The 23,233-nt window shown below is 73.1% G+C and carries 13 protein-coding genes and 1 pseudogene; 5 read left to right on the forward strand and 9 right to left on the reverse strand.

The features are described 5' to 3' along the window. Nucleotides 1-80: 80 nt before the first annotated feature. Nucleotides 81-2,882, reverse strand: a complete 2,802-nt coding sequence (locus tag Pma05_RS12550) for a M14 family zinc carboxypeptidase (RefSeq protein WP_203857519.1) — start codon at nt 2,880-2,882, stop codon at nt 81-83. A 485-nt stretch (nt 2,883-3,367) separates the two neighbouring features. Between Pma05_RS12550 and Pma05_RS12555 the strand changes: the two genes are divergently transcribed. Both Pma05_RS12555 and Pma05_RS12560 read left to right on the forward strand, forming a co-directional pair. Then, nucleotides 3,368-4,795 (forward strand): UDP-glucose dehydrogenase family protein, encoded by a 1,428-nt coding sequence (locus Pma05_RS12555; protein ID WP_203857520.1) that lies wholly within the window; start codon nt 3,368-3,370, stop codon nt 4,793-4,795. A gap of 226 nt (nt 4,796-5,021) precedes the next feature. After that, nucleotides 5,022-10,082, forward strand: a complete 5,061-nt coding sequence (locus Pma05_RS12560; protein WP_203857521.1) for an FmdB family zinc ribbon protein — start codon at nt 5,022-5,024, stop codon at nt 10,080-10,082. 70 nt (nt 10,083-10,152) lie between these two features. Here the strand turns inward: Pma05_RS12560 and purE are convergent, their stop codons facing one another. From purE to Pma05_RS12575, 3 genes are read right to left on the reverse strand one after another with little or no spacing between them, the layout of a single operon-like run. Continuing rightward, entirely contained in the window at nt 10,153-10,626 is a 474-nt protein-coding gene (purE, locus tag Pma05_RS12565) for a 5-(carboxyamino)imidazole ribonucleotide mutase (RefSeq protein ID WP_203857573.1), read from the reverse strand. Between the two features lie 55 nt (nt 10,627-10,681). Then, on the reverse strand, nt 10,682-11,857 hold the full coding sequence (locus Pma05_RS12570) for a 5-(carboxyamino)imidazole ribonucleotide synthase (protein ID WP_203857522.1): 1,176 nt from the start codon (nt 11,855-11,857) through the stop codon (nt 10,682-10,684). A gap of 13 nt (nt 11,858-11,870) precedes the next feature. Beyond that, nucleotides 11,871-13,871, reverse strand: coding sequence for a thioredoxin domain-containing protein (locus Pma05_RS12575; RefSeq protein WP_203857523.1), 2,001 nt, complete (start codon nt 13,869-13,871; stop codon nt 11,871-11,873). A gap of 157 nt (nt 13,872-14,028) precedes the next feature. Between Pma05_RS12575 and Pma05_RS12580 the strand changes: the two genes are divergently transcribed. Continuing rightward, the gene (locus Pma05_RS12580; RefSeq protein ID WP_203857524.1) at nt 14,029-15,330 is read left to right on the forward strand and encodes a serine hydrolase domain-containing protein; all 1,302 of its coding nucleotides are present in this window, start codon (nt 14,029-14,031) and stop codon (nt 15,328-15,330) included. Nucleotides 15,331-15,387: 57 nt separating this feature from the next. On the opposite strand, the gene Pma05_RS12585 is transcribed toward Pma05_RS12580, so the two are convergent. The 4 genes and pseudogenes from Pma05_RS12585 to mca all read right to left on the reverse strand — a co-directional run bounded on the left by Pma05_RS12585 (nt 15,388) and on the right by mca (nt 20,419). Next, nucleotides 15,388-16,149 carry a MerR family transcriptional regulator gene (locus Pma05_RS12585; RefSeq protein WP_239312236.1) on the reverse strand — a complete coding sequence of 254 codons (762 nt, stop codon included), beginning with the start codon at nt 16,147-16,149 and terminating at the stop codon, nt 15,388-15,390. A 94-nt stretch (nt 16,150-16,243) separates the two neighbouring features. Then, a pseudogene (locus tag Pma05_RS12590) lies at nt 16,244-18,181 on the reverse strand (putative bifunctional diguanylate cyclase/phosphodiesterase); the annotation flags it as partial. A gap of 1,006 nt (nt 18,182-19,187) precedes the next feature. Continuing rightward, nucleotides 19,188-19,481 (reverse strand): hypothetical protein, encoded by a 294-nt coding sequence (locus tag Pma05_RS12595; RefSeq protein ID WP_203857580.1) that lies wholly within the window; start codon nt 19,479-19,481, stop codon nt 19,188-19,190. Between the two features lie 56 nt (nt 19,482-19,537). Continuing rightward, nucleotides 19,538-20,419: a mycothiol conjugate amidase Mca gene (gene mca, locus Pma05_RS12600; RefSeq protein WP_203857525.1), complete on the reverse strand. Its 882-nt coding sequence runs from the start codon at nt 20,417-20,419 to the stop codon at nt 19,538-19,540. Nucleotides 20,420-20,615: 196 nt separating this feature from the next. Here mca and Pma05_RS12605 point away from each other — a divergent pair, with 196 nt between their 5' ends. Together Pma05_RS12605 and greA are read left to right on the forward strand one after the other, a co-directional pair. Beyond that, nucleotides 20,616-21,050 carry a DUF4307 domain-containing protein gene (locus tag Pma05_RS12605; RefSeq protein WP_239312247.1) on the forward strand — a complete coding sequence of 145 codons (435 nt, stop codon included), beginning with the start codon at nt 20,616-20,618 and terminating at the stop codon, nt 21,048-21,050. A 324-nt stretch (nt 21,051-21,374) separates the two neighbouring features. Beyond that, a complete protein-coding gene (gene greA / locus Pma05_RS12610) occupies nt 21,375-21,872 on the forward strand; it encodes a transcription elongation factor GreA (protein ID WP_203857527.1) in 498 nt (165 codons plus the stop codon). 51 nt (nt 21,873-21,923) lie between these two features. Here greA and ilvA read toward each other — a convergent pair whose 3' ends face one another. Then, entirely contained in the window at nt 21,924-23,144 is a 1,221-nt protein-coding gene (gene ilvA / locus Pma05_RS12615) for a threonine ammonia-lyase (RefSeq protein WP_203857528.1), read from the reverse strand. Between the last annotated feature and the right edge of the window lie 89 nt (nt 23,145-23,233).

The following is a 23,233-nucleotide window of genomic DNA, read 5'->3' on the forward strand; positions in this document are numbered from 1 at the left end:
CAGTTGAGCCGCAAGGTCAGAGGCGGTGCGTGAGCGCCGCGCGGTTCATGTTGAAAGGATCCACTGTGCACCGCTGCCGGCTAGCCGACGACGGAACGCAGCGGAATGCCCGCCGCGCGGATCTCGCGGACCAGTTCACGCAGGAACGGGTGCTCGTCCGAGGTCAGACCCTCCGGGTTGGGGATGGTCAGGTACGCCGTGCCGTCCGCCGTGCCGATCCGGGCGTCACCGGTGTACCGGGCCACGATCGCCCGGGTCCGGTCCAGGTCGCTGGCGGCGACCCGGATGGAGATCGGCCGCCACTCACCGCCCAGGTTCTCCGCTGCCGGCGCCGCCGCTGCCGAGGCCCGGGCCGGCGGTACGGCCGGAGCCGTCGCCCGGGCACCCGGCGACGCCGCAGCCGCCGGAGCGGACGACGGCGCCAGCAGCGCGTTGGCGACCAGGTGCAACCCGCTCTCGTTGTACGCCCGGAACAGCGGGTTGAACGCGAACAGCACCGCCCGGCCGGCCCCGGTCGGCTCGTCGACCAGCGCCACCGTGCCCTTGAGCGCGTCCGCGTGCTCGGTGAAGCCGTTGAGCCAGAACCGCCCGTCGGGCGGGTACGTCAACACGTTCTTACCCGTGGTGCTGGGCGACAGGATCGAGTCGTTGTTGTTGAACTCGAAGTCCTCGGCCGGCCGGCCCAGCCCGACCGGGCTGCTCCGGTCCACGTCGACCCGCAGGTGCGAGCCGATCACCGTGTACTCCTCCGGCTTCCGCAGCTCGGCCGTGGAGGTCAGCCCGGCCGCCCGGGCCATCCGGGTGCCCTGGTTGCGCAGCCCGACGTAGGTGCCGCCGGCCGCCACCCAGGCCCGCAGGTTGGCCTGGCCGGCGGCGGTGAGGCCACCGGTGGCGTTGCTGCCGTCCGGCACCAGCAGGACGGTCCGGCCGGTGAAGGCGGCGGTGTTGTCGTTGATGTCCGCCGTACCGACCGGCTTGAGGTCGAGCCCCCACTGGTTGCCGAGCACGTACCTCGCCTCGCCGTGCGAACCGGAGGTGGTGGAGATGCCGGTGCCGGCGTACAGGCCGACGTCGGGCCGGGTCAGCCGGGTGCCGGTGGCGCCGCCCCGGCTCGCGGTCAGGGTCACCCCGAGGGAGCGGGCGAGCTGCTCACGGGAGCCGGTCAGGCTGGCCGCCGGCAGCGTCACGACGCCGCTGCGCTGGTCGCGCCGCAGCTCGACGCCCGCACCGAGCAGCTTGAAGGTCAGCTCGGCCGCCGCCGCCGAATCCAGCGGGTACGCGTACGAGCCGTTCCTCGACGCGTCCGCGTCCCGCCCGCCGTCGATGCCCCGGACCCGTTCCGCCTTCGGCGAGAGCTTGTCACCGGTGTAGACCGTCTGCACGCCCATCAGCAGCGGGTTGCTCCAGGACGAGACGTCGTAGAAGTACGGGAACGGAACGTACGGGTCCTCCCCCATGATCGCCTGGATCCAGTGCTTCTGCGGCTGCTCCATCGGAATCCAGTACGCGCCCTCCGGCACCGTGTAGTCCCGGGCCGACCGGCCACCGAAGATCCTGGCGTTCGGCACCTTGATCGACTTCGTCAGCTCGTACACCTCGACGTCCATTCGGCGCAGCCGCTCGACGAGCTGCCGTACGTCGCCGAGCTGCCGGTCCGGCAGCAGGAAGTACGACCGGATCGTCACGTCCGGCACCGGGAACTGGACCTCGTTGGTCGGCTGCACCACCTCGTTGGGCTGGAGCTTGCCGGCCCGCCCCTCGGCCAGGGCGTCCTTCCAGATCTGGAAGTAGCCCGACAGGATCTCGCGCTTGTTCTCCGAGGCCCAGCCGACGGTTGCCCACTGGGTGTTGAACTGCTGCTGCACCCGGTCCTGGACCGCCGACAGGTTGCCCTTCTCGTAGGTCATCCCGGCGGCGCCGAAGCCGGTGGCCGGCACCGTGTCGCCGTAGCCCATGAAGAACATGTCGTAGGTGTCGTAGTTGAAGTAGCACTCGCTGGTGACCGTGTCGGTGCAGGCCCCGTTGTAGCCGAAGCCGGCCGAGTTGGCCTCGCCGATCCGGTTGATCCAGTCGACCGCCTCGTCGGAGATCTCGTGGTGGATCGGGTCCGCGTTCGGCGGGAAGAAGTACTCCCGGCCGCCCATCTCGTGCGCGTCGACGTAGACCTGCGGCGGATAGCGGCGCAGCATCTCCAGCTTGGCGTCGGTCTCCGGCTGGGTACGCGAGAACCAGTCCCGGTTCAGGTCGAACCCGTACTCGTTCTGCCGGCGGCTGGCGTCCCGGCCGTCCGGGTTCTGGGTCGGCAGGATGATCGTGACGAGGTTGTCGTTGCGCTCGCGTACCTCGCAGGAGAGGCCGGCGGCCAACTCGTAGAGGGTCTTCAGCGCGGCGTCGGCGCCGGACTTCTCGCCGCCGTGCACGTTGCCGGTCACCCAGACGATCGCCGGGCCCTTGGCGGCGATCTCCGCCGCCTTCCGGTCCGACAGTTTGCGCGGGTCACGCAGGTCGCGGATGTCCTCGGCGATCTTCTCCAGCTCGCCCCGGCGCAGGTGGGCGGAGTCGGAGACGATCGCGTACGGCAGCGACTGGCCGAGCACGCTGTTGCCCAGGTTGCCGGTGACCACCCGGTCCGAGGTGGCGTCGACGGCGCCGAGGTACGAACGGATCTCGTCGTCGGTGACCACCCGCTGCTGGCCGAGGCCGAGCGGGAAGCCGAGGTGCTGTTCCGGGCTCGGCACCCCGGTCAGCCGGGCGGACGGGTCCTGGCTGCACCCGGCCGGGGTCGGCGGCTGGTCCGGGTGGGCGCCGGCCGGGGTGCCGGGCAGCAGGGGTAGCGGGGCGAGCAGCAGGGCCACCGCGGCCGCGCCGAGACGCCGGGACATCGATCTGGAAGGCTTCGGAGGGATCGTCGGGGGTAACTTCGAAACCGTCATCTGAAATTCAGATTCCCTTCTCGGGGATGGGGGGAGCGCTCTGGAGATCGACTTGAGGGTGGACCGGAGCCTATGAGCAGCTATTTCCGGTGGTCAAGATCTTCTAGAGCCGACGTTCGCCCACCCGCTACGAAACACGCCTACCAGCAGAAATCAGGGGAATAGCCCCGAGAAGGGGCTGCCCGGACGGCCTGGGGTCCGGATACCGGACCGGCAGGCAGGCTGTGAAGATGCCGACCGAAGGTGCACCGGCAAGCGGGGTCCGCGTAGGCTCAGCGCTTGTCGTCCTGGCGCGGGTCGGCCGACTCGCCGACCGCGCACCCTCGACACCAGGTGAACAAGGCCCACAATGTCCGACATCGGCGCCCTCCTCCGGCGCCGACCTCCCACCGCGACGCAATGAAGCGCCGCCACTGCGAGCGGAGAACCCAGGCGTGACGATCCCGTACCCGAGCACCCAGCCCATGCCGACGATCCCGGCGGTGACCCCGCCGTCCGGCGCCGCCCGCCCGCGTCTGACCTTCCTCGGCACCGGCTACCTGGGCGCGACGTACGCCATCTGCTTCGCCGAACTCGGCTACGAGGTGATCGGCTTCGACGTCGACGCCGAAAAGATCGCCAAGCTGGCCGGTGGGGACGTGCCGTTCCACGAGCCGGGCCTGGACGAGCTGCTCAAGCGCAACCTGACGGCCGGTCGGCTCCGGTTCTCCACCGACATCGCCGAGACCGCCGCCTTCGGCGACGTGCACTTCATCTGCGTCGGCACCCCGCAGCGGGCCGACGGGATGGGCGCCGACCTGTCGTACGTCGAGGCCGCCGTCACCGGGCTCTCCCAGCACCTGACCCGCAAGGCCCTGATCGTCGGCAAGTCCACCGTCCCGGTCGGCACCGCCGAGTGGATCGAGCAGCTCGTCGGCAAGCACGCCGAGGCCGACCTCGGGGTCGAGGTCGCCTGGAGCCCCGAGTTCCTCCAGGAGGGCTTCGCCGTCGAGGACGTGCTCCGGCCCAACCGGATCGTGGTCGGCGTCAAGAGCGAGTGGGCCAACGGCATGCTCTACTCCGCGCACAAGGGCGTCTTCGACCTGGCCGCCACCGAGGACCGGGAGGTTCCGCTGGTGGTGACCGATTTCGCCACCGCCGAACTGGTCAAGGTGGCCGCGAACGCCTTCCTGGCCACCAAGATCTCGTTCATCAACGCGATGGCCGAGGTCTGCGAGGTGGCCGGCGGCGACGTCACCCAGCTCGCCCGGGCGATCGGCTACGACCCCCGGATCGGCAACCGGTTCCTCCAGGCCGGCGTCGGCTTCGGCGGCGGCTGCCTGCCCAAGGACATCCGGGCGTTCCAGGCCCGGGCCCAGGAGCTGGGTGCCGGCGAGGCGCTGCGCTTCCTGCACGAGGTCGACCTGATCAACCTGCGCCGCCGCAGCCGGGTGCTCCAGCTCGCCGCCGAACTGCTCGGCCGCCGGTACGGGCCGGCCGGGCCCGACCTCTCCGGCACCCGGGTCGCGGTGCTCGGCGCCACCTTCAAGCCGAACTCGGACGACGTCCGGGACGCCCCGTCGCTGGCCGTCGCCGCCGCGCTCGGCAAGGCCGGTGCCGACGTGCGCGTCTACGACCCGCAGGGCATGGAGAACGCCCGCCGGGAGCGGCCCGAGCTGACGTACGAGGCGAGCATGAACGACGCCGTACGCGGGGCCGACCTGGTCTGCGTACTCACCGAGTGGGCCGACTTCCGCAACGCCGACCCGGTGGCGCTCGGCGAACTCGCCTCCGGACGGCGGGTCGTGGACGGTCGCAACTGCCTCGACTCCGGACTGTGGACCCAGGCCGGCTGGGAATACCGGGGCATGGGTCGGCCGTAGTACCCGACACCGTCGCGGCGGCCCGATAGCGGAGCGGCCGGACGGCGACAATCGTGAATTCGACGCCGACTTGCCGGCCGTGGACCCGACCAGGTCCACGGCCGGCCTTTTAGGATCTCCTCAACCGGGTTTCGCACGCGATCGGGGGCTGTTCAACGGTTGCCCCGCGTGGGCATGCTTCCTTGGAAGCCCGTGAGCGGCGTCAGCGCCGGCTGGAGGGGGTGCCGTGAGTACGACGTACCAGTGCTCCTCGTGCGGCCGGGAGATCGAGCCGGCGCCGAAGTGTCCACACTGCGGGGCCGAGCAGCCCCAGTGGGCGGACGACGTGACCCGGATCGAGCGCTCGATCGCCGAGATGAAGATCCGCGAGGCGGCGCTCGCCAAGGAGCAGAAGACGATCGCCTCGCAGATGCAGGCGGCGCTCTTCCAGCGGGACATCCTGTCGCACGCGGCTGACCAGCGCCGCAAGCAGAACACCAAGCCACGCCGGGTGATCCGGCGCAAGGCCAACCGGCGGCCACCGACCGCCGCGCCCGGAACGGCCCCGGGCGGGCCGCCGCCCCGGGTACCCCGGCAGCCGAGGGGCGGCGGGCCGGACCGGGTGCCACCACCCGCCGCACCTCCGCCGCCTCCACCGCCACCGCCGGGCGCCGAGCCGGCCTGGGACGACGGGAAGGCCCGGCCCGAGGCGTCCACCCGCGAGGTGCAGAACATCCTGCTCGGGCTCGGGGCACTGCTGCTCGGCATCGCGGCGGTGGTCTTCGTCGCGGTCGCGCTCAGCTCGCTGGACGACTTCAGCCGGGTGGCGATCCTGGTGCTGGCCACCGCGCTGATGCTGGCCGTACCGCCCCGGGTGGCCCGGCGCCGGCTGAGCGCCACCGCCGAGACCATCGCGGCGGTCGGGCTGCTGCTGGTGCCGCTGACCGGGTACTCGCTCTGGACCGTCGACCGGTTCGGGGACAGTGGCGTGCCAGGGTCGCTCTTCGCGGGGCTGACCTTCCTGGTCACCGCCGCCGTGTCGGCCGGCTACGCCGTGCTGACCGGGCTGAACGCGCCGCGCTACGCCGCCGTACTCGCCGTGCAGCCGATCCTGCCGCTGCTGGCGTACGCCTGGATCACCGGGCCGGCCGGCTGGACCGTGGTACTCGCCGCGGTGGCGGTCGGCAACCTCTATCTCGGCCGGCTCTTCGGCGACGACGGGCGGCTGACCGGCTGGCCGGCCCGGTTCCGGTTCGGGCCCGAGCTGCCGGTGGACGCTCCGCCCGCCGCACCGAAGGGCCGCCCCGCCGACCGGCCGGGACGGGGGGTCGACGACCCGACCGACCCCGACCGGGACATTCCCGACGGGACCGGTCCGGAGCGGCCGGAGACCTTCCCCGAGGAGGCGGACGCGGTCGTCCAGGCGGATCCGACCCAGGGCGGGTCGGCGAAGCGGGTCCGCACCCCCGGCGTCCGGCCGACCACCAGTACTCCCTGGGTGCGGGAACTGGTCTGGACACTGCACGGCCTGGCCGTCGCCGTCGCCGTGGTCTGCGCGGTCGTCGCACTGGTCGACGCCGACACCGTACCCGCCGCCGCCCGGGCCGGCCTGGCACTGCTGCTCGCCGCCGGGGTCGGCATGGTCGGCGCACTGGCGCTGCGCCGGCCACCCCTGCCGGAGATCGCCGCCGGGATCCTGACCCTGGCCGTGATCGGTGCCGCCGGCCGGGTCGCCGCGGTGGCCCTGCCGGGGCGGGCACTGGTGGTGATCGCCGCCGTCATCGCGCTGACCGGTCTCGGCGTACGCGCGGTGCCCGAGGCGGCCCGGCGCGGGCCGCAACTCGCGTCCGCCGCCGCCCTGCTCGTGATCGGCATCGTGGTGGCCGGCGGCGCGCTGCGGGCCGCCCTGGCCCCGATCCGGGCCGCCCTGCCGGTCTGGGAGGCCGACCTCACCGAATACCCCGGACAGCTCGCCGCCGGGGTCGGCGACACCTCCTGGCAGCTCGCCACCACCGCGCTACTGCTCACCATCGCCGCCGTGCTCTCCTCACCACCCGAGGTACGCCGCGAGTTCGCCGTGGTCGGCGCGGCGCTGACCGCCCTCGCCATGCCCGCCTCCTTCGGGCTCGGCTGGGTCGCCGCCCCCTGGCCACCGGTACTGGTCGCCGTCGGCATCGGGCTGGTCGGGCTGACCGCCGAGACCCGGCGGGCCACGCTGACCCACGCCGTCGCCGCCGCCGTGGTGGGACTCGCCGGGGCGGCGGCCTCGGTGGTACGCCCCGGGCTGACCGCCGCCGTCCTGTTCGCGCTCGCCCTCGGCGGTGCGCTGGTCGCGCTCGCCCCGCTCGCCCGTACGGCACCGCTGGGCCGGTGGTCCGGGATGCTCGGCGACTGGGCGGCCGGCGGGGCGGCGTTCGCCTTCCCCGGTGCGGTGGCGGCCTTCGTCGCCTCGGCGGTACCCGTCGACCCCACCCCGACCGCCCTGTCTGTCCGGGAGGCCACCGAACCGGTCCTCGCCGCCAGCTTCCTGGCCGTCTGCGCGGTCCTCTGCTATGCGGCGGTCACCCAGGTTGCCCAGCGGCAGATCAGCGTGCCGCTGGCCATCGGCACCGGCCTCGGCGCGCTCGCGGTCACCGCCGCGGCCTTCGGCGCATCCGGCGCCACCCTGCCGGACACCCTGGTCGGCGGGCTGCTGCTGGTCAGCGCGGTGCTGCTGATGCTGGCACCGTCGGTCGACGCCGGCCGGCGGGCGGACCGGCTGCTCGACGGCTCGGACATCGCCGCGGCGGCGGTCACCGCAGCCCTGGTGGGCACCCTGGCCCGGATCGCCGGCATCCTCGGAGACGGTGCCGAACTGGCCGCCGCCGCCTTCCTCATCCTGCTGGTGGCCGCCGGAATCCGGGCCATGCCGACCGACTGGCGGCGCGGCCCGATCCTCGGCATCGCGCTGACCGGCGGCCTCGTCGCGCTGCTCGCCGGCTGGACGGCGCTGAGCGGTGGGCTCCAGGTGCTGGCCACGCCGGGCCGGCTCTGGGCGGCCGACCTCGCGCAGTGGCACGTCAGCGAGGGCGGCACCGGCTGGCAGGCCCCGGTCGCCCTGCTCCTGTTGGCCGGGGCCGCCGCGATCGCCCTGCCCCGGCCGTGGGCGTACGACGTCGCCGCGATCTGTGTCGGGCTCGCCACCATCGGCATCCCGGCGGCGTTCGGGCTGCCCTGGTGGTCCCCGATCGTGGTCGGCGGGGCAGTCGCCACCGTCTACGGGATCAGTTCCGTCGTCGCCACCGATCCCCGGGCCGGGCTGGCCCGGGCCACCGTCGCCGGCGTGGTCACCCTGCACGCGGTCGGGGCGAGTCTGGTCCGGCCGTGGACTACCGCAGCCGCGCTCGGCATCGTCGCGCTGATCGGCGCCGTCATCGCCACCCTCGCCCGGGTCGTCGGCACCCTCTCCGGTCCGGCGGAGGAGGCCGACTCCTGGTCGATGCCGCCGCAGACCGCCCAGATCGGCGGGCTCGCCGCCGGCGGGGCGCTCTTCGCGCTCGGTGGCGCACTCGCCTCGCTTGCCGCCGCGCTGCACTCACCGGCCGAGGTGGTGGTGCTGGCCACCCTCGCCGGGGCGAGCCTCGGCGTCGCGGTGGTCGCACTGGTCCGCCGGCAGGTTCCGCAATACCTCCCGTACGCCACCATGGGGATCGTCGGCGGCGCGACCGCGACCTCGGCGGCGGCCCTCTTCACCGGCCTGCCCTGGGGGGTGTACGCCGCCGCGGCCGTACTCCTCGGGGTGCTCGCCGAGCTGATCCGGGCGGCCACCCCGCCCCCGACCCCGCTCCGGGAGCCGATCCGGCGCTGGTCGGTGATGCTCGGTGGCGCGCTCCGCCGGCTGCCCGAGCCGGCCCGGGGCGGTCGCTGGTCGGTCAGCCCCGCCGTCGGGGCGATGCTCGCCGCCGCCCTGCCGACCGCGCTGGCCGTGGCGGCCCTGGCTCCCGCCCTGGCGGTGGCGCTGGCCGAGCCCTACCAGACGCTCACCCAGATCTGGGACGGGCCGCCGGCCGCGCTCACCGATCCGGGGTCCGGTGCCGTGGACCCCGGCAACGTGCTGGCGGCCCTGCTGCTGACCATCGCGGCCGGGCTGGCCGCCACCGGGTTCAGCGGCGGCCGGCCGGCCCGGGCGGTGCCGGTGGTACTCCCCGGTGCCGCGATCACCCTGCTGATCACCCCGATCTCGCTCGACCTGGACTGGCCGAACGGCACGCTGGCCGCGCTCGCGGTCTTCACCATCGCGATGCTCGGGCTGGCCCTGACCCCGCCGCCGCCGGACGCCGAGGTCGCCCGCTCGCTGCGGCTGACCCGGATTCTGGTCTTCGCCATCGGGCTGGCCGCCGGCGGTGCCGGGCTGGCCGGCGCGCTGGCCACCCGGGAGCTGACCCTGTTCACCCTCGGCGCGGCGGTGGTGGTCGGCGCGGTCGCCGCGCTCGGCGGCCAGACCCAGAACGCCCGCATCCTCGGCTGGGTCTTCGCCTCGGTACTGGCCCAGACCTTCGTCTTCACCGCCGGGCTGGTACTCGGGCTCGATCCGGCCTGGTCCGCGTTCGGGGTACTGGCGGTGGGCGCGGTGCTGCTGCTGGTCGCGGCGATGCTGCCCCGGCTGCGCCGGCCGGAGGCGATGCGCGAGGCGACCACTGTGGAGTGGACCGGGTACGCTGCCGCGCTCATCGCCGCCGCGCTCGCCTACGACTCGCCCCGGCACATCGCCGCGCTGCTCGCCGCCTGGGGCGCCGTACTCGGGATGGCCGCCGTACGGCCGTACCGCAGCCCGGTCGAGCGGCGCACGCTCTTCTGGTCGGCGGTCGGCTGCGAGATCGTCGCCTGGTGGCTGCTGATGGCGCTCGCCGACGTCGCGCTGCCGGAGGCGTACACGCTGCCGTTCGCCGCCCTGGCCCTGCTGGTCGGCCTGCTGGAACTCCGACACCGCGCCGACCTGAGCAGTTGGGTGGCGTACGGGCCGGCGCTGGTGGCGACGTTCCTGCCGACCCTGGTGATCGTGCTGACCGGCAACGACAGCGCGGTACGGCAGGTGTTGCTGCTGCTCGGCGGCGTGGCCACGCTGATCTGGGGATCCAACCGGCGGCAGCAGGCTCCGGTGATCATCGGGGCGATCGTCACCGCGCTGGCCGCGCTGCGCGCCCTGTTCAGCTTCGGGCCGTGGCTGGTGCTGATCCCGGTCGGCCTGCTGCTGTTGGCGTTCGGGGCCAGCAACGAGAACCGGCGCCGCACCCAGGAGCGCTTCCGGGCGGTACGCGGCATGCGCTGACCGTGCGGGTGGCGGGGTCGGTTCGGCAGTGGTGTGCACCGCCGATCCGCGCGAAGCCGGTGCCCGGGAGCTACCCGCCGAGGCTGGCGCGCAGCGTGGCTTCCTTCTCGGCGACCAGCGCCGCCAGTTCGACCTGGTAGGCCACCATCCGGTCCCGGAGCGTCTCGTCCGAGGCGGCCAGGATGCGTACGGCCAGCAGGCCGGCGTTGCGGCCGTTGCCGATCGACACGGTCGCCACCGGGATGCCGGCCGGCATCTGCACGATGGAGAGCAGCGAGTCCAGCCCGTCCAGGTGCTTGAGCGGCACCGGCACCCCGATCACCGGCAGCGGGGTGGCCGAGGCGACCATGCCGGGGAGCGCGGCGGCCCCGCCCGCACCCGCGATGATCACCCGGATGCCCCGGCCGGCGGCGGCCTGGGCGTAGTCCATCATCTTGACCGGGGTACGGTGTGCCGACACGACGCCGACCTCGTAGCCGACGCCGAACTCGGCCAGCGCCTCGGCCGCCGCGCCCATCACCGGCCAGTCCGAGTCGCTACCCATGATCAGGCCGACCGGCGGTGCCGATTCCGTCACGCCGGCCCCTCGTACCGCTCGCTCACTCGTGTCCCTCCCGTAGCCACCGGGCGGCCCGGGCGGCCCGGGCGCGTACCTTCTCCAGATCGTCACCGAGCACCGTGACGTGCCCGATCTTGCGACCGGGGCGGACCTGCTTGCCGTAGAGGTGCACCTTGGCGCCGGGGTCCTCGGCGAAGAGGTGGTGCAGCCGCTCGTCGATCGACATGCCGCCGTCCGGCCCGCCGAGCACGTTCGCCATCACCACCACCGGGGCGGTCAGCGCGGTGTCCCCCATCGGATAGTCGAGCACCGCCCGCAGGTGCTGCTCGAACTGGGAGGTCCGGGAGCCCTCGATCGTCCAGTGCCCGGAGTTGTGCGGGCGCATCGCCAGCTCGTTGACGACCAGCGCCGGCTCGCCGTCCGCGCCGGTCACCTCGAAGAGTTCCACCGCCAGCAGGCCGACCACGCCGAGCGCGGTGGCCAGGTCGATCGCGAGCTGCTGGGCCCGCAGCGCCACCTGCTCGGGCAGCCGGGGCGCCGGCGCCAGCACCTCGACACAGATGCCGTCCCGCTGCACGGTCTCCACCACCGGGTACGCCGCCACCTGCCCGAACGGCGACCGGGCGACCTGCACCGCCAGTTCCCGGCGCAGCGCGACCCGCTCCTCGGCGATCAACTCGGTGCCGGCGGCCCGCAGCGTGCCGACCAGCTCGGCGGCCTCGGCCGGATCGGAGACGACCCAGACGCCCCGGCCGTCGTAGCCGCCCCGGGCCGCCTTGAGGATCACCGGCCAGCCCAGCTCGGCGCCGAAACCGACCAGGTCGTCCGGTTCGGCGACCGGCCGCCAGCGCGGTACCGGGGCCGCCAGCTCGGTCAGCCGCTCCCGCATGGCCCGCTTGTCCTGCGCGTGGCGCAGCGCGTCGGCGGGCGGGTAGACGGTCACCCCGGCCTCGGCCAGCGCCCGGACGTGTTCGGTCGGCACGTGCTCGTGGTCGAAGGTGATCACGTCGGCGCCGTCGGCGAAGTCGCGCAGCGCGGCGAGGTCGGTGTGCTGGCCGTACCGGACGTCGGCGGCGACCAGCGCGGCACCGTCGGAGGGACTGAGCGCGAGGACGCGGAGCGACTGGCCGAGGGCGATCGCGGCCTGGTGGGTCATCCGGGCCAGTTGGCCGCCGCCCACCATGCCGACAACGGGCAGACCCGTGCGGGAATCCATAGCGGGCGCAAGCCTAACGCCCGGGCACGCCGAGCTGCGCCAGCAGGGCGTCCGGGGTGGTGACCGGGCGGTCGCAGACGAAGCCCCGGCAGACGTAGACGGTCGAACCGCCCTCGATCATCGGCCGGTCGGCGAGGAGGGGTACGCCCGGCCGCTCCGGCTCGCCGGCCACCACCACCGCGCCGGGCGGGGCGTACCGGTGGGCCAGCGCCAGCAGCGGGTCACCGGCCGGCTCGGCGGTGACCACCGCTATCTCGTACGGGCCGGAGAGCAGCGCCTCGCCGACCGTGGCCGCGTACCCGGTGAACCGGGCGTGCCGGGCGACGATCGGCGCCACGGTCTCCAGCGCCGCCACCGCCGCCTCCCGGTAGCGCACCTCCCCGCCCAGCGCCGAGTACGCCACCAGCGCCGCCGCCACCGCCGACAGCCCGGACGGGGTGGCGTTGTCGGTCGGGTCGGCCGGCCGGCTCACCAACTGCTCGGCGTCGTCGGCGGTGTCGTAGAAGCCGCCCTGACCGGTGGCGAACCGCTCCAGGGCGACGTCCAGCAGCAGCCCGGCCAGTTCCAGCCAGCGGCCCTCCCCGGTGAACTGGTGCACCGCGCAGAACGCCTCGGCAACGCAGCCGTAGTCCTCCAGCACCCCGGCCGGCTCGCCGACCCGGCCGTCCCGGGAGACCCGGCGCAGCCGCCCGTCGACGATGTGCCGCTCGGCCAGCACCTCGGCGATCCGCACCGCCGCCGCCCCGGCCACCGGGTCGGCGGTAAGGGTGGCGTACTCGACCAGGGCGGTGACAGCCAGCCCGTTCCAGGCCGCCACGACCTTGTCGTCCCGGGCCGGCTGGGGCCGGCGGTCGCGTACCTCCCGAAGTGCGGCCCGGACCCGCTGCCAGCGCTCCCGGATCTCCGGGTCGGCGTCGTCGATGTCCCGGGCCAGCCGGAGCACCGATGTCCCGTGCTCGAAACTGCCGCTCTCGGTGACCGCGAACAGGTCGGCGGCCCACCGGCCGTCGTCGGCGCCGACCGCCTCGACGAGCTGGGCCGGGGTCCAGGCGTAGGTGGCGCCCTCCACGCCGTCGGTGTCGGCGTCCAGGGCCGAGGCCAGACCGCCGGCCGGGGTGCCCAGGTCGTCCAGCAGGAACGCGGTCGTCTCGGCGGCGATCCGGGCGGCGAGCGGGTCCCCGGTCAGCCGCCAGAGCTGGGTGTAGGCCCGGAGCAGCAGCGCGTTGTCGTAGAGCATCTTCTCGAAGTGCGGCACCGTCCAGTGCCCGTCCACCGAATACCGGGCGAAGCCGCCGGCGAGCTGGTCGTAGATGCCGCCCCGGGCCATCGCCTCGCAGGTGTGCCGGACGATCTCCAGGTCGCGGGTCGCGCCGGTGCGCTGATGGTGCCGGAGCAGGAAGAGCAGGTTCATCTGCGGCGGGAACTTGGGCGCGCCGCCGAAGCCGCCGTTGGTCTCGTCGTACTCCCGGGCGAGCTGTTCGGCGGCGGCGTCGAGCGTCTCGGCGGTGAGCGGGGCGCGCGGCCCGCCCACGGCCTGGGCGCCGGCCAGCGTCTCGACCACGGCGGCACCCTGGCGCAGTACCGCCTCGCGCTGCCCGGTCCACGCCTCGGTGACCGACTGGAGCAGCCGGACGAAGTTGGCCTTCGGGAAGTAGGTACCGCAGAAGAACGGGGTGCCGTCCGGGGCGGCGAAGACCGTCATCGGCCAGCCGCCCTGCCCGGTCATCGCCTGGGTGGCGGTCATGTAGACCGCGTCGACGTCCGGCCGTTCCTCCCGGTCCACCTTGATCGAGACGAAGTTGTCGTTCATCAGCTTGCCGACGGTTTCGTCCTCGAACGACTCGTGCGCCATCACGTGACACCAGTGGCAGGCCGCGTAGCCGACCGAGATCAGCACCGGTACGTCCCGACGGCGTGCCTCGGCGAACGCCTCGGCCGTCCAGGGCCACCAGTCGACCGGGTTGTCCTTGTGCTGGAGCAGGTACGGGCTGGTCGCGCCGGCCAGTCGATTCACCCGACGACCATATCCGCTGTGCCCGCCGGCCGCCTCCGGTACGGCGCCCCCGACCCCCGCGCGAAGATCTTGTGCGGCATGCTGTCAACCGGCCAACCGATCGACGGTGATCGGATCGACAACCGACGGGGGTACGAAAGTCATGCAGCGGGGCAGGGTGAGCAGGCGGACGTTCGGCAAGGTGATCGGTGCCGCCGGCACCGGAGCACTTGCCGGTGGGGTACTGGCCGGGGCGCCGGCGCTGGCCGCCCAGACACCGGCCACACCGACGCCGGCCGCGCCGGCACTGGCCGCACCCGCCTGGCGGGTCACCGGTACCACGGTGGCGGCGCTGAAGCCGTTCGACGACACCATGCGGAGCTTCATGCAGGCCCGCAACATCTCGGCCGGTCAGCTCGCGGTCAGCTACCAGGGCCGGCTGGTGCTGGCCCGGGGCTACACCTACAGCGACGATCCGGCGCTCACCGTGCAGCCCACCTCGCTGTTCCGGCTGGCCAGCATCTCCAAGTCGGTCACCGCCGCCGCCGTGGCCCGGCTCGCCCAGGACGGCGTACTCAGCCTCGGCACGCCGGTCACCTCGCTGCTGAACCTCGTACCGCCGGCCGGCCAGCAGCTCGATCCCCGGATGTCCAATGTGACCCTGTGGCGGCTGCTGCAACACACCGGCGGCTGGGACCAGGATCTCTCCCGCGATCCGATGTTCATGGACCGGACGATTTCGCGGGCGCTCGGCACACCGCTGGAGCTGCACTTCACCGACGTGGTCCGCTACATGTCCGGACGCCCGCTCGACTTCGCGCCCGGCTCGCGGGTCGCCTACTGCAACTACGGGTACGGGCTGGCCAAGCAGGTCATCGAGGCGAAGAGCGGCCTGACCTACGCCTCGTACGTGCAGCAGCGGCTCTTCGCACCGCTCGGCATCACCCGGATGAAGCCGGCCTGGAGCATCTCCCCGCTCGCCGGTGAGGTGCCGTACCGGTCCCAGTACACCGGCACGACCGTGCTGAACGACTCCGGAGCCACCGTGCCCGGGCCGTACGGCACGTTCAGCATGCGGCTCCTCGAGGGGATCGGCCGGTGGGCCGGCTCGGCGGTCGACCTGGTTCGCTGGGCCTCTGCCTTCGACGCCGCCGGACCGGTGCTGAACAGCACCTCGATCAACCGGATCTTCGCCACCCCCGAGCTGGGGGTGAACCCGAACGGCTGGTACTACGGCCTCGGCTGGCGGGTCCGCCCGGTCAACACCGGCACCGGCCGGAACACCTGGCACACCGGCAGCCTGCCCGGGACGTACACGCTGCTGGCCCGAAGCGCGAGCGGGCTGAGCTTCGCCGTGCTGTTCAACCAGCGGGACGACCCGTCGGGGTTGAGCTACTCCAGCATCGACCCGGAACTCTTCTCGGCCGCCGGCCGGGTGACGAGCTGGCCGAGCCACAACCTCTACCCGAACTACTTCTGACGGCGCCGCTGCCCTGGTCACGGGCCGGCGGGCGGGTCTGCAGCCCCGCCCGCCGGGTCAGCCGGTCAGCCGACGCTCGGCGTAGACCTTCATCGCGTCCCGGATGAAGGCCGCCGTACCGGCACCGTGCCGGTCGTAGTTCGCCGTGAACCGGGGGTCCGCGACGTACATCTCGGCCAGCCCGAGGAAGTACTCCCGGTTCACCGGGTCACCGGTCACCGAGAGCCACTCGTAGTGCCGCTGGGTGATCGCCTGCGCCTCCTCGCCGTCCGCCGCCGCCCCGGCGCCGTACGCCCGGCCGAAGTCGGCGGCGATGTCGAGTTGCCGCTGCTGGAACGCCTTCTGCTCGTCCTCGCTCAGCGAGCGCCACCACCGGTCACCCCGCTGGTACGCCTCCTTTCCCCAACGCTGGGTCACCTCGTCGGCGTACCTGGTGTGGTCGAAGCCGTCGAACACGTCCTCCGCCATCAGTTGTTCACCTCCCTCCACCTTCCGCAGGGTGGTCCGGACCGACGCGATCTGCCGGCCGATCCGGTCCCGCTCCTGTTCCAGGATCCGCAGGTGGGTACGGAGCGCGGCAGCGCTGTCCCGCTGCCCGTCCAGCACCTCGGCGATGGCCGGCAGGCCCAGGCCCAGCTCCCGAAGGAGCAGGATCCGCTGCAACCGGAGCAGGCACTCCTGGTCGTAGTAGCGGTAGCCGTTCCGGCCGATCCGGCTCGGTGCCAGCAGTCCGATCTGCCCGTAGTGCCGCAGCGTCCGGCTGGTCGTACCGGCCGACCGGGCGATCTCCTGGATCGACCACTCCACCGTCTTCCCCACCCTGTGGTTCCGTCGTACCCCGTCAACGGTAGAAGTTGACGCTGCGGCAGAGTCAAGCCGCCGGATCGAGCGGGGCCGGATATCCCAGGGGGCGTCAGGAGGCGCCGTCGGCGCGCAGCGGGAGGATCCGCGCCTGCGCCGAGTCGAGCAGCGACCGCAGTACGGCGACGATCTTGTCCGACGGCATCGGCCGGAAGAAGTGGTAGCCCTGCGCGGCCGTACAGCCCAGCTCGGCGAGCGCGGCCCGCTGGTCGGCGGTCTCCACTCCCTCGGCCACCACCCGCAGCCCCAACTCCCGGCCGAGGTCCACAGTGGTCCGTACGATCGCCGCCGCCTCCGGCGACTCCGCCATCTTCATCACGAACGACCGGTCGACCTTGAGTTCGTCCACCGAGATCCGGGTCAGGAAGGTCAGTGAGGAGAACCCGGTGCCGAAGTCGTCGACGGCCAACTGCACGCCCATCCCGCGCAGCGCGGAGAGCACCTCGTCGATGACCTCCAGCTCGCTCATCACCACCGTCTCGGTGATCTCCAGCACCAGGCGGCGGGCCGGCACCTGGTGCCGGCGCAGCGACTCGGCCACCTCGGCCGGCAGCCGCGGGTCGAGCAGGCTGCGCGCCGACAGGTTGATCGAGATCGGTACGTCCAGACCGTGCCGGGCCCAGTCGGCGGCGACCCCGAGCGCCTTGTCCACGACATAGCGGGTGAACGCGCCGAGCAGTTCGCTGCCCTCGATGGTCCGGACGAAGTCCGCCGGGGTGAGCCGGCCCCGCCGCGGGTGTCGCCAGCGGATCAGCGCCTCCACCCCGGTCGGCTCCCCGGTGGAGAGGTCGACCGCCGGCTGGAGCGCGAGTTCGAGCTGGTCGTCGACGTCCAGCGCCTCGCGCAGCTCGGCGAGCAGGGCGAGCTTGTCGGTACTGGCCGCGTCCCGGGCGCTGTCGTACGACGCGACGCTGCCGCCGCCCTGCTTCGCCTGGTACATCGCGATGTCGGCCCGGCGCAGCAGTTCGGTCATGTCGGCCGTACCCGCACCGGCCACCACCACCCCGACGGAGACCTCGACCGACATCCGTACTCCGGCCACCTCGATCGGGGTGGCGAGCAGCTCGACGATCTCCCGGGCCCGGCGCAGCACGTTCGGCATCGGCAACCGGTCGGTGGCCGGCTCGGCGAGTACGGCCGGGGAGGGGATCAGCAGCGCGAACTCGTCGCCGCCGAGCCGGCCCAGCAGCTCGCCGGGACGGACCAGCGCGTCCAGCCGGTCGGCCGTCACCTGGAGCAGCTCGTCGCCGGCCGCGTGCCCGAGGGTGTCGTTGACCTCTTTGAAGTGGTCGATGTCGAGCAGCAGCAGGGCCACCGGATGGTCGTGGCCGAGCTGGTGCAGCGCGAGATCGCCCTTGCTCAGCAGGGCCGCCCGGTTGATCAGGTTGGTCAGCGCGTCGTGCACCGCCTCGTACGACGACTGGGCCGTCACCAGCCGGAGCTGGCGGTGCGTCGCCGCGTCGTGCAGCGCCGCCGCCAGCGCGTCGCCGAACGCCGAGAGCGCGTCCTGCTCCCGCTGGCTGGGCGGGGCGGAGCGGGGGAACCGGACCCGCAACTCACCGACTGGCGAGGTGCCGACCACCAGCGGCCGGGTCAGTTCCTGGTCGGTCCGCCCGGTGGCCGTCGGGCCCTGCTCGGTGCCGGCCCGACCGCCGGCCGCGCCGGCACCCCGGTCCGCCGACAGGTCGCGGCCGACCTGGCTGGCGGCGAGGTCCAGGCCGAGTCGGCTGGCCAGCGGCAGCCGGTCGGTCTCGTCCGTCGACGGTCCCGGGGATCCGCCCGGCTCGCCGGGGTCGGCCCGTTCGACCGTGGTCAGTTCGCGGTGCACCACCGGCTGGCCCGGCTCGCCCCGGTAGCGCCGCCACCGGCCGTCGCCGCGCCGCACGTCCACCTCGACCCACTCCGCGCCGAACAGGGCCAGTGGGCCGGCCACCCCGGCCGTCGCGACACCGTGCTCGTCGAGCTGGTTGAGCGCGCCGGTGGCCTCGGCAAGGGACCGCCAGGCGCGGCGCTCGTCGTCGGCGCGGAGCCGATGACTGTACGTCTGCTGGAGCAGCCACAGCACCGGCGGTAGGAAGAGCAGCCAGAGTGGGTCGTACTCGACCACGGCCACCACGGCCAGCCCGACGAAGACGTTGCCGACGAACATCAGCAACTTGCCCTGGAGAGCGCGGAGCAGCGCCGGCCAGAGCCGTTCGCCGTGCCGCAGCGACAGGGTGAGCCCGACCAGCGAGGCGGTGCTCAGCAGATAGGTCATCGAGCCGACGGCGATAGCGGCGATCATCGGCGGTGTCAGGTCGGTGACGAAGATCGTCCCCAGCACGTCCGGGACCGTCGTGCCGAGTGCTCCGGCGACGGTCAGCGCGACCGTGACGGCCAGCCCGACGGAGATGGTCAGCGAGGCGGCGGTGTGTACGACGTCCAGCGCGGAACGCCGGTCTACGAAGATCGTCAGCAGCGTCCAGGCCAGCACCGCCCCGAGCAGGGCGGCGGCCGGCAGCCAGCCGGGTGGCACGAGGGAGAGGCCGATGATGAACGACGCCTCGCCCCAGGTGACACTGACCCGGCCCGAACCGACCCGGAACCGCAACCGGAAGAGCTGCGCTATCGCCATCACCGCGGTGGCGATGCCGAGCCGGGCCACCCCCGGCAGCGGGTCGTCGCCGGGCAGGGCGGTGGGGACGAGGAGACCGGCCACGGCGAGGGCCACCGCGACAGGCAGGACGGTGAAGGTGAGCACCCGCACCCGACGGGGCGCCGACGCGATGCCGACCAGAGCGAGCAACCGCTCGGACCGACGCCCGGACGTCACGGATCGCCGCCGTTCACTGTCGGCCGCTTCGCGACGTGGCCGTGCCTCGACCGGCGCTGGGCGTCGGGCCTGGTTCTCATCGGCGCCCCCTCCCGCGCACGGTGCGGGGACTTTTGGTCCCCGGCGGAAGGCTAAGCCAATCCGATTGAGCGCAACAGGGGGCGCCTGGCCGGATTAGCGTGAATCATGGCGCGGACTGGCTGTTCCGGTCCTGCTGGGGGGTATTGGAAGCGCTCCCATGAGATTCCTCGGTCGGGACCGCGTTGACCGAGCCCGGCTCGGTCGCCGACGGCTCGTCGTCCCGTTGCTCGGGAAAGCGCTCCGGCAGTCGACGCAACCGGGCGTTCATGTTACGGATCAGCAGAACGGTGGCGATAGCCAGTACGGTGATCAGGAAGAGACCCATCGGTCCGGCCAGGCCACCGGTCCGTGTGTCACCGAAGTTGTTCTGCGCGAGCACCTGCGCAGCGGTAAGCATGGCTGGCAATCCTCCGATGTGGCGGGCCTACCCCTTCACGGTACGCCTAGCTCCGCTCACCGCACCTGTGCGGTCTCCCGTACCCCGGCGAAGAGGTCCGACTCGGGCAGCGGGCTGTCGACCACCGAGCGGACCAGCTCGAAGTCCTCGGTCGGCCAGGCGTGCTGCTGCAACTCCATCGGCACGTGGAACCAGAAGCCGTCCGGGTCGACCTGGGTGGCGTGGGCGCGCAGCGCGTCGTCGCGGACCGGGAAGTAGTCCGCGCACTCGACCCGGGTGGTGATCCTCGGCCCCTTGTCCGGCCGGTCCTCCCAGCGCTCCAGCCACTCCGCGTACGGCGACTCCTCGCCTCGGGCGAGCATCGCCTCGTGCAGCGCCATGATCTTGGCCTTGGAGAAGCCGATGTCGTAGTAGAGCTTCGACGGCTGCCACGGCGTACCCAGCTCCGGAAAGCGCTCCGGGTCGCCGGCCGCGTCGAACGCCGCCACGCTGACGTTGTGGCACATGATGTGGTCGGGGTGCGGGTAGCCGCCCTCCTCGTCGTAGGTCGTGACGACGTGCGGGCGGAACTCCCGCATCAGCTTGACCAGCGGCGCCGCCGCGACCTCGATGTCCTGGAGCGCGAAGCAGCCCTCGGGCAGCGGCGGCAGCGGATCGCCCTCCGGCAGCCCCGAGTCGACGAAGCCGAGCCACGCCTGCTCGACGCCGAGGATCGCCCGGGCGGCGTCCATCTCGCCCCGACGGATCTCCGCGATGTTGGCCCAGACGTCCGGTCGGTCCAGCTTCGGGTTGAGCACGCTGCCGCGCTCACCGCCCGTGCACGTGACGACGAGGACCTGCACGCCTTCGGCGACGTACTTCGCCATGGTCGCCGCGCCCTTGCTCGACTCGTCGTCGGGATGGGCGTGCACGGCCATCAGACGCAACTGCTCTGTCAACTCGGGTGCTCCCTCGTGATGCCGGGGCCGGGGTCGGCCCCCGTCCCCCTGAACGCCCGCCCTCCGCCGACCCGAGGGCCGGCCCGCGATCCGGTCGGTCGTGGACCTGCCAGACCCGGCCCGGTCGTCGGCTGCGAAGATGGGCGTACCCATTCTTGCCGATGCCACCGACAACAGTCCCAGGAGATACCCGCCGGTGCCCGAGACGCCCGCCACACCCGTACCGACCGCCCCGGTATTCCCACCCGGCCGGTACGGCCACCGCCGCGCGTACCGGCGCCGCCGCCCCTGGGTCTCGGCGCTGCTGGTGGCCGCCCTGCTGGCGGTGATGGGCGCGGTCTCCTACCGCCTCTACCGGCAGTACGGCGACCCGAACTACGACGCCGAGGTGATCACCTACACCGAGATCACCGACAGTCAACTCGTACTCGACTTCCGGGTGACCGTCCCGGCCGGGGGCTCGGCCACCTGCGTACTCCGGGCCCGTGCCAAGGACGGCGCCGAGGTCGCCCGCGAGGAGGTACGGGTGGCCGCCGAGCCGGGGCAGCGGCACCTGACGGCCCGGCACCGGCTGGCCACCACGGCCCGGCCGATCCTCGGCGAGGTACTCCGCTGCCGCCCGGCCGACTGAGCGCACACCGGCCCGCCCGGCCGGCCACGCGTCCACCGGCCCGCCTGCCCGGCCGGCTGAGCGCCCGCCGGCACCGGCCCAGCCGCCCGTCGACCATCGGCTGAGCGGCGCTCCGGAGCCGCCGTCGGCCGTCCGTCCGAGGCAGCCGCCGGCACCGCCGAGGCGCTCCGCGGGCCGTCCGCCGGGCACCGCCGCGAGCCGGTTCCGGGCACCGGCAGGCCCCCGGCCAGCACCGTACAGCGATAAATGACGTGGCGTCCGGTGTGTAGCGCACTGGTAACTTGGTAATTCGTCCCTGTCCACGACTACCCGAGGAGATCGTCTGTGTCCACGACCGACCGCGAGGCAGCCACCTGGCTGTCCCAGGAGGCCTACGACCGGCTGCAGGCGGAGCTCAACGAGCTGATCGCCGGCCGTCCGGCGATCGCCGCGGAGATCAACGCCCGACGCGAAGAGGGTGACCTCAGGGAGAACGGCGGTTACCACGCCGCCCGGGAGGAACAGGGCAAGCAGGAGGCACGGATCCGTCAACTACAGGAACTGCTCCGTACCGCCCAGGTGGGCGAGGCGCCGGCCGCGGACGTGGTGGCGCCGGGCTGCGTCGTCACGATCCACTTCGACGACGACACCGACGACACCGAGACCTTCCTGCTCGGTTCCCGGGAGATCGCCGCGACCACCGACCTGACCGTCTACAGCCCGGAGTCGGCGCTCGGCAAGTCCATCCTCGGTTCCCGGCCCGGCCAGACCGTCACCTACACGGCGCCCAGCGGCGCGGAGATCAAGGTGACGGTGGTCCGGTTCGAGGCGTACGGCGGTTGACCGGAGGCGAACCGCCAGAGGCGGGCGGTACCGACGTCCGACCCAGCCGGCTCAGCCCGGCTGGGCGACGTCGACCTGGTAACCGCAGCCGCGCAGCGCGCTGATCAGCCGGTCCGAGTGTTCGGCGCCCCGGGTCTCCACCGAGAGGGCCACCTCGACCTCGCCGAGCCGCAGGTGCGGGTTCTGCCGCTGGTGCACCACGTCGACCACGTTGCCCCGGTGCTCGCCGATCAGGCCCAGCAGCGAGGCCAACTGGCCGGGCCGGTCCGCGCAGCGCACGGTGATCCGCAGGAAACGGCCGGCCGAGGCGAGCCCGTGCTCGATCACCCGCAGCATCAGCAGCGGGTCGATGTTGCCGCCGGAGAGCACCGCCACCACCGGCGGCTCCACCGACACCGCACCGGACATCAGCGCGGCCACCCCGGCCGCCCCGGCCGGCTCCACCACCTGCTTGCCCCGCTCCAGCAGCATCAGCAGGGCCCGGGAGATGTCCTCGTCCGACACCGTCACGATCTCGTCCACCAGCTTGCTGACATGAGCGAAGGTGACCTCACCTGGCCGACCGACCGCGATGCCGTCGGCGATGGTGGCGAAGGCGGGCAGGCGTACCGGCTCGCCGGCCCGCAGCGACGCGGGGAACGCGGCGGCACCGGCGGCCTGCACCCCGATCACCCGTACGTCCGGGCGGAGCGCCTTGGCCGCCACCGCGATCCCGGAGATCAGTCCCCCGCCGCCGACCCCGGCGACGATGGTCCGCACCTCCGGGCACTGCTCCAGGATCTCCAGCGCCACGGTGCCCTGCCCGGCGATCACGTCCGGATGGTCGAACGGGTGGATGAAGACCGCCCCGGTCCGGTTCGCGAAGTCCTCCGCGGCGACCAGTGACTCGTCGACGGTGTTGCCGACCAACTCCACCTGGGCGCCGTACCCCTTGGTCGCCGCCACCTTCGGCAGCGGCGCGCCCACCGGCATGAAGACCGTCGCGGCGGCGCCGAGCAGACCGGCGGCGAGCGCCACCCCCTGGGCGTGGTTGCCGGCGCTGGCCGCTACCACCCCCCGGTCGCGCTCCGCCGCCGAGAGCCGGGCGATCCGCACGTACGCGCCCCGGACCTTGTACGACCCGGCCCGCTGCACGTGCTCACACTTCAACCAGACCGGTCCGCCCAGCTCGGCGGAGAGCGGCCGGGACGGCTCCAGCGGAGTGGCCCGGGTGACCCCGGCGAGCAGTTCGCGGGCGGCGGTGACCTCGGCGAGTCCGACCAGCTCCGTCATGCCCCAGATCGTCGCATCCCGCGCCCGGAACGCTCCGGTCGGCGGTACCGGCGTGCCGGAGGTCACCTCGCGGTCCGATCCGGTCCGGC

Origin of the sequence: Plantactinospora mayteni, assembly GCF_016862935.1 — a bacterium.
GTDB classification, from domain to species: domain Bacteria; phylum Actinomycetota; class Actinomycetes; order Mycobacteriales; family Micromonosporaceae; genus Plantactinospora; species Plantactinospora mayteni.

Bases quoted from the DNA above. Each gene is read 5' to 3' on its own strand.
- Pma05_RS12550 (WP_203857519.1), bottom strand. From the start codon at position 2,882: ATGTCCCGGCGTCTCGGCGCGGCCGCGGTGGCCCTGCTGCTCGCCCCG.
- purE (WP_203857573.1), bottom strand. From the start codon at position 10,626: ATGGGTAGCGACTCGGACTGGCCGGTGATGGGCGCGGCGGCCGAGGCG.
- Pma05_RS12570 (WP_203857522.1), bottom strand. From the start codon at position 11,857: ATGGATTCCCGCACGGGTCTGCCCGTTGTCGGCATGGTGGGCGGCGGC.
- Pma05_RS12595 (WP_203857580.1), bottom strand. From the start codon at position 19,481: ATGCTTACCGCTGCGCAGGTGCTCGCGCAGAACAACTTCGGTGACACA.
- ilvA (WP_203857528.1), bottom strand. From the start codon at position 23,144: ATGACGGAGCTGGTCGGACTCGCCGAGGTCACCGCCGCCCGCGAACTG.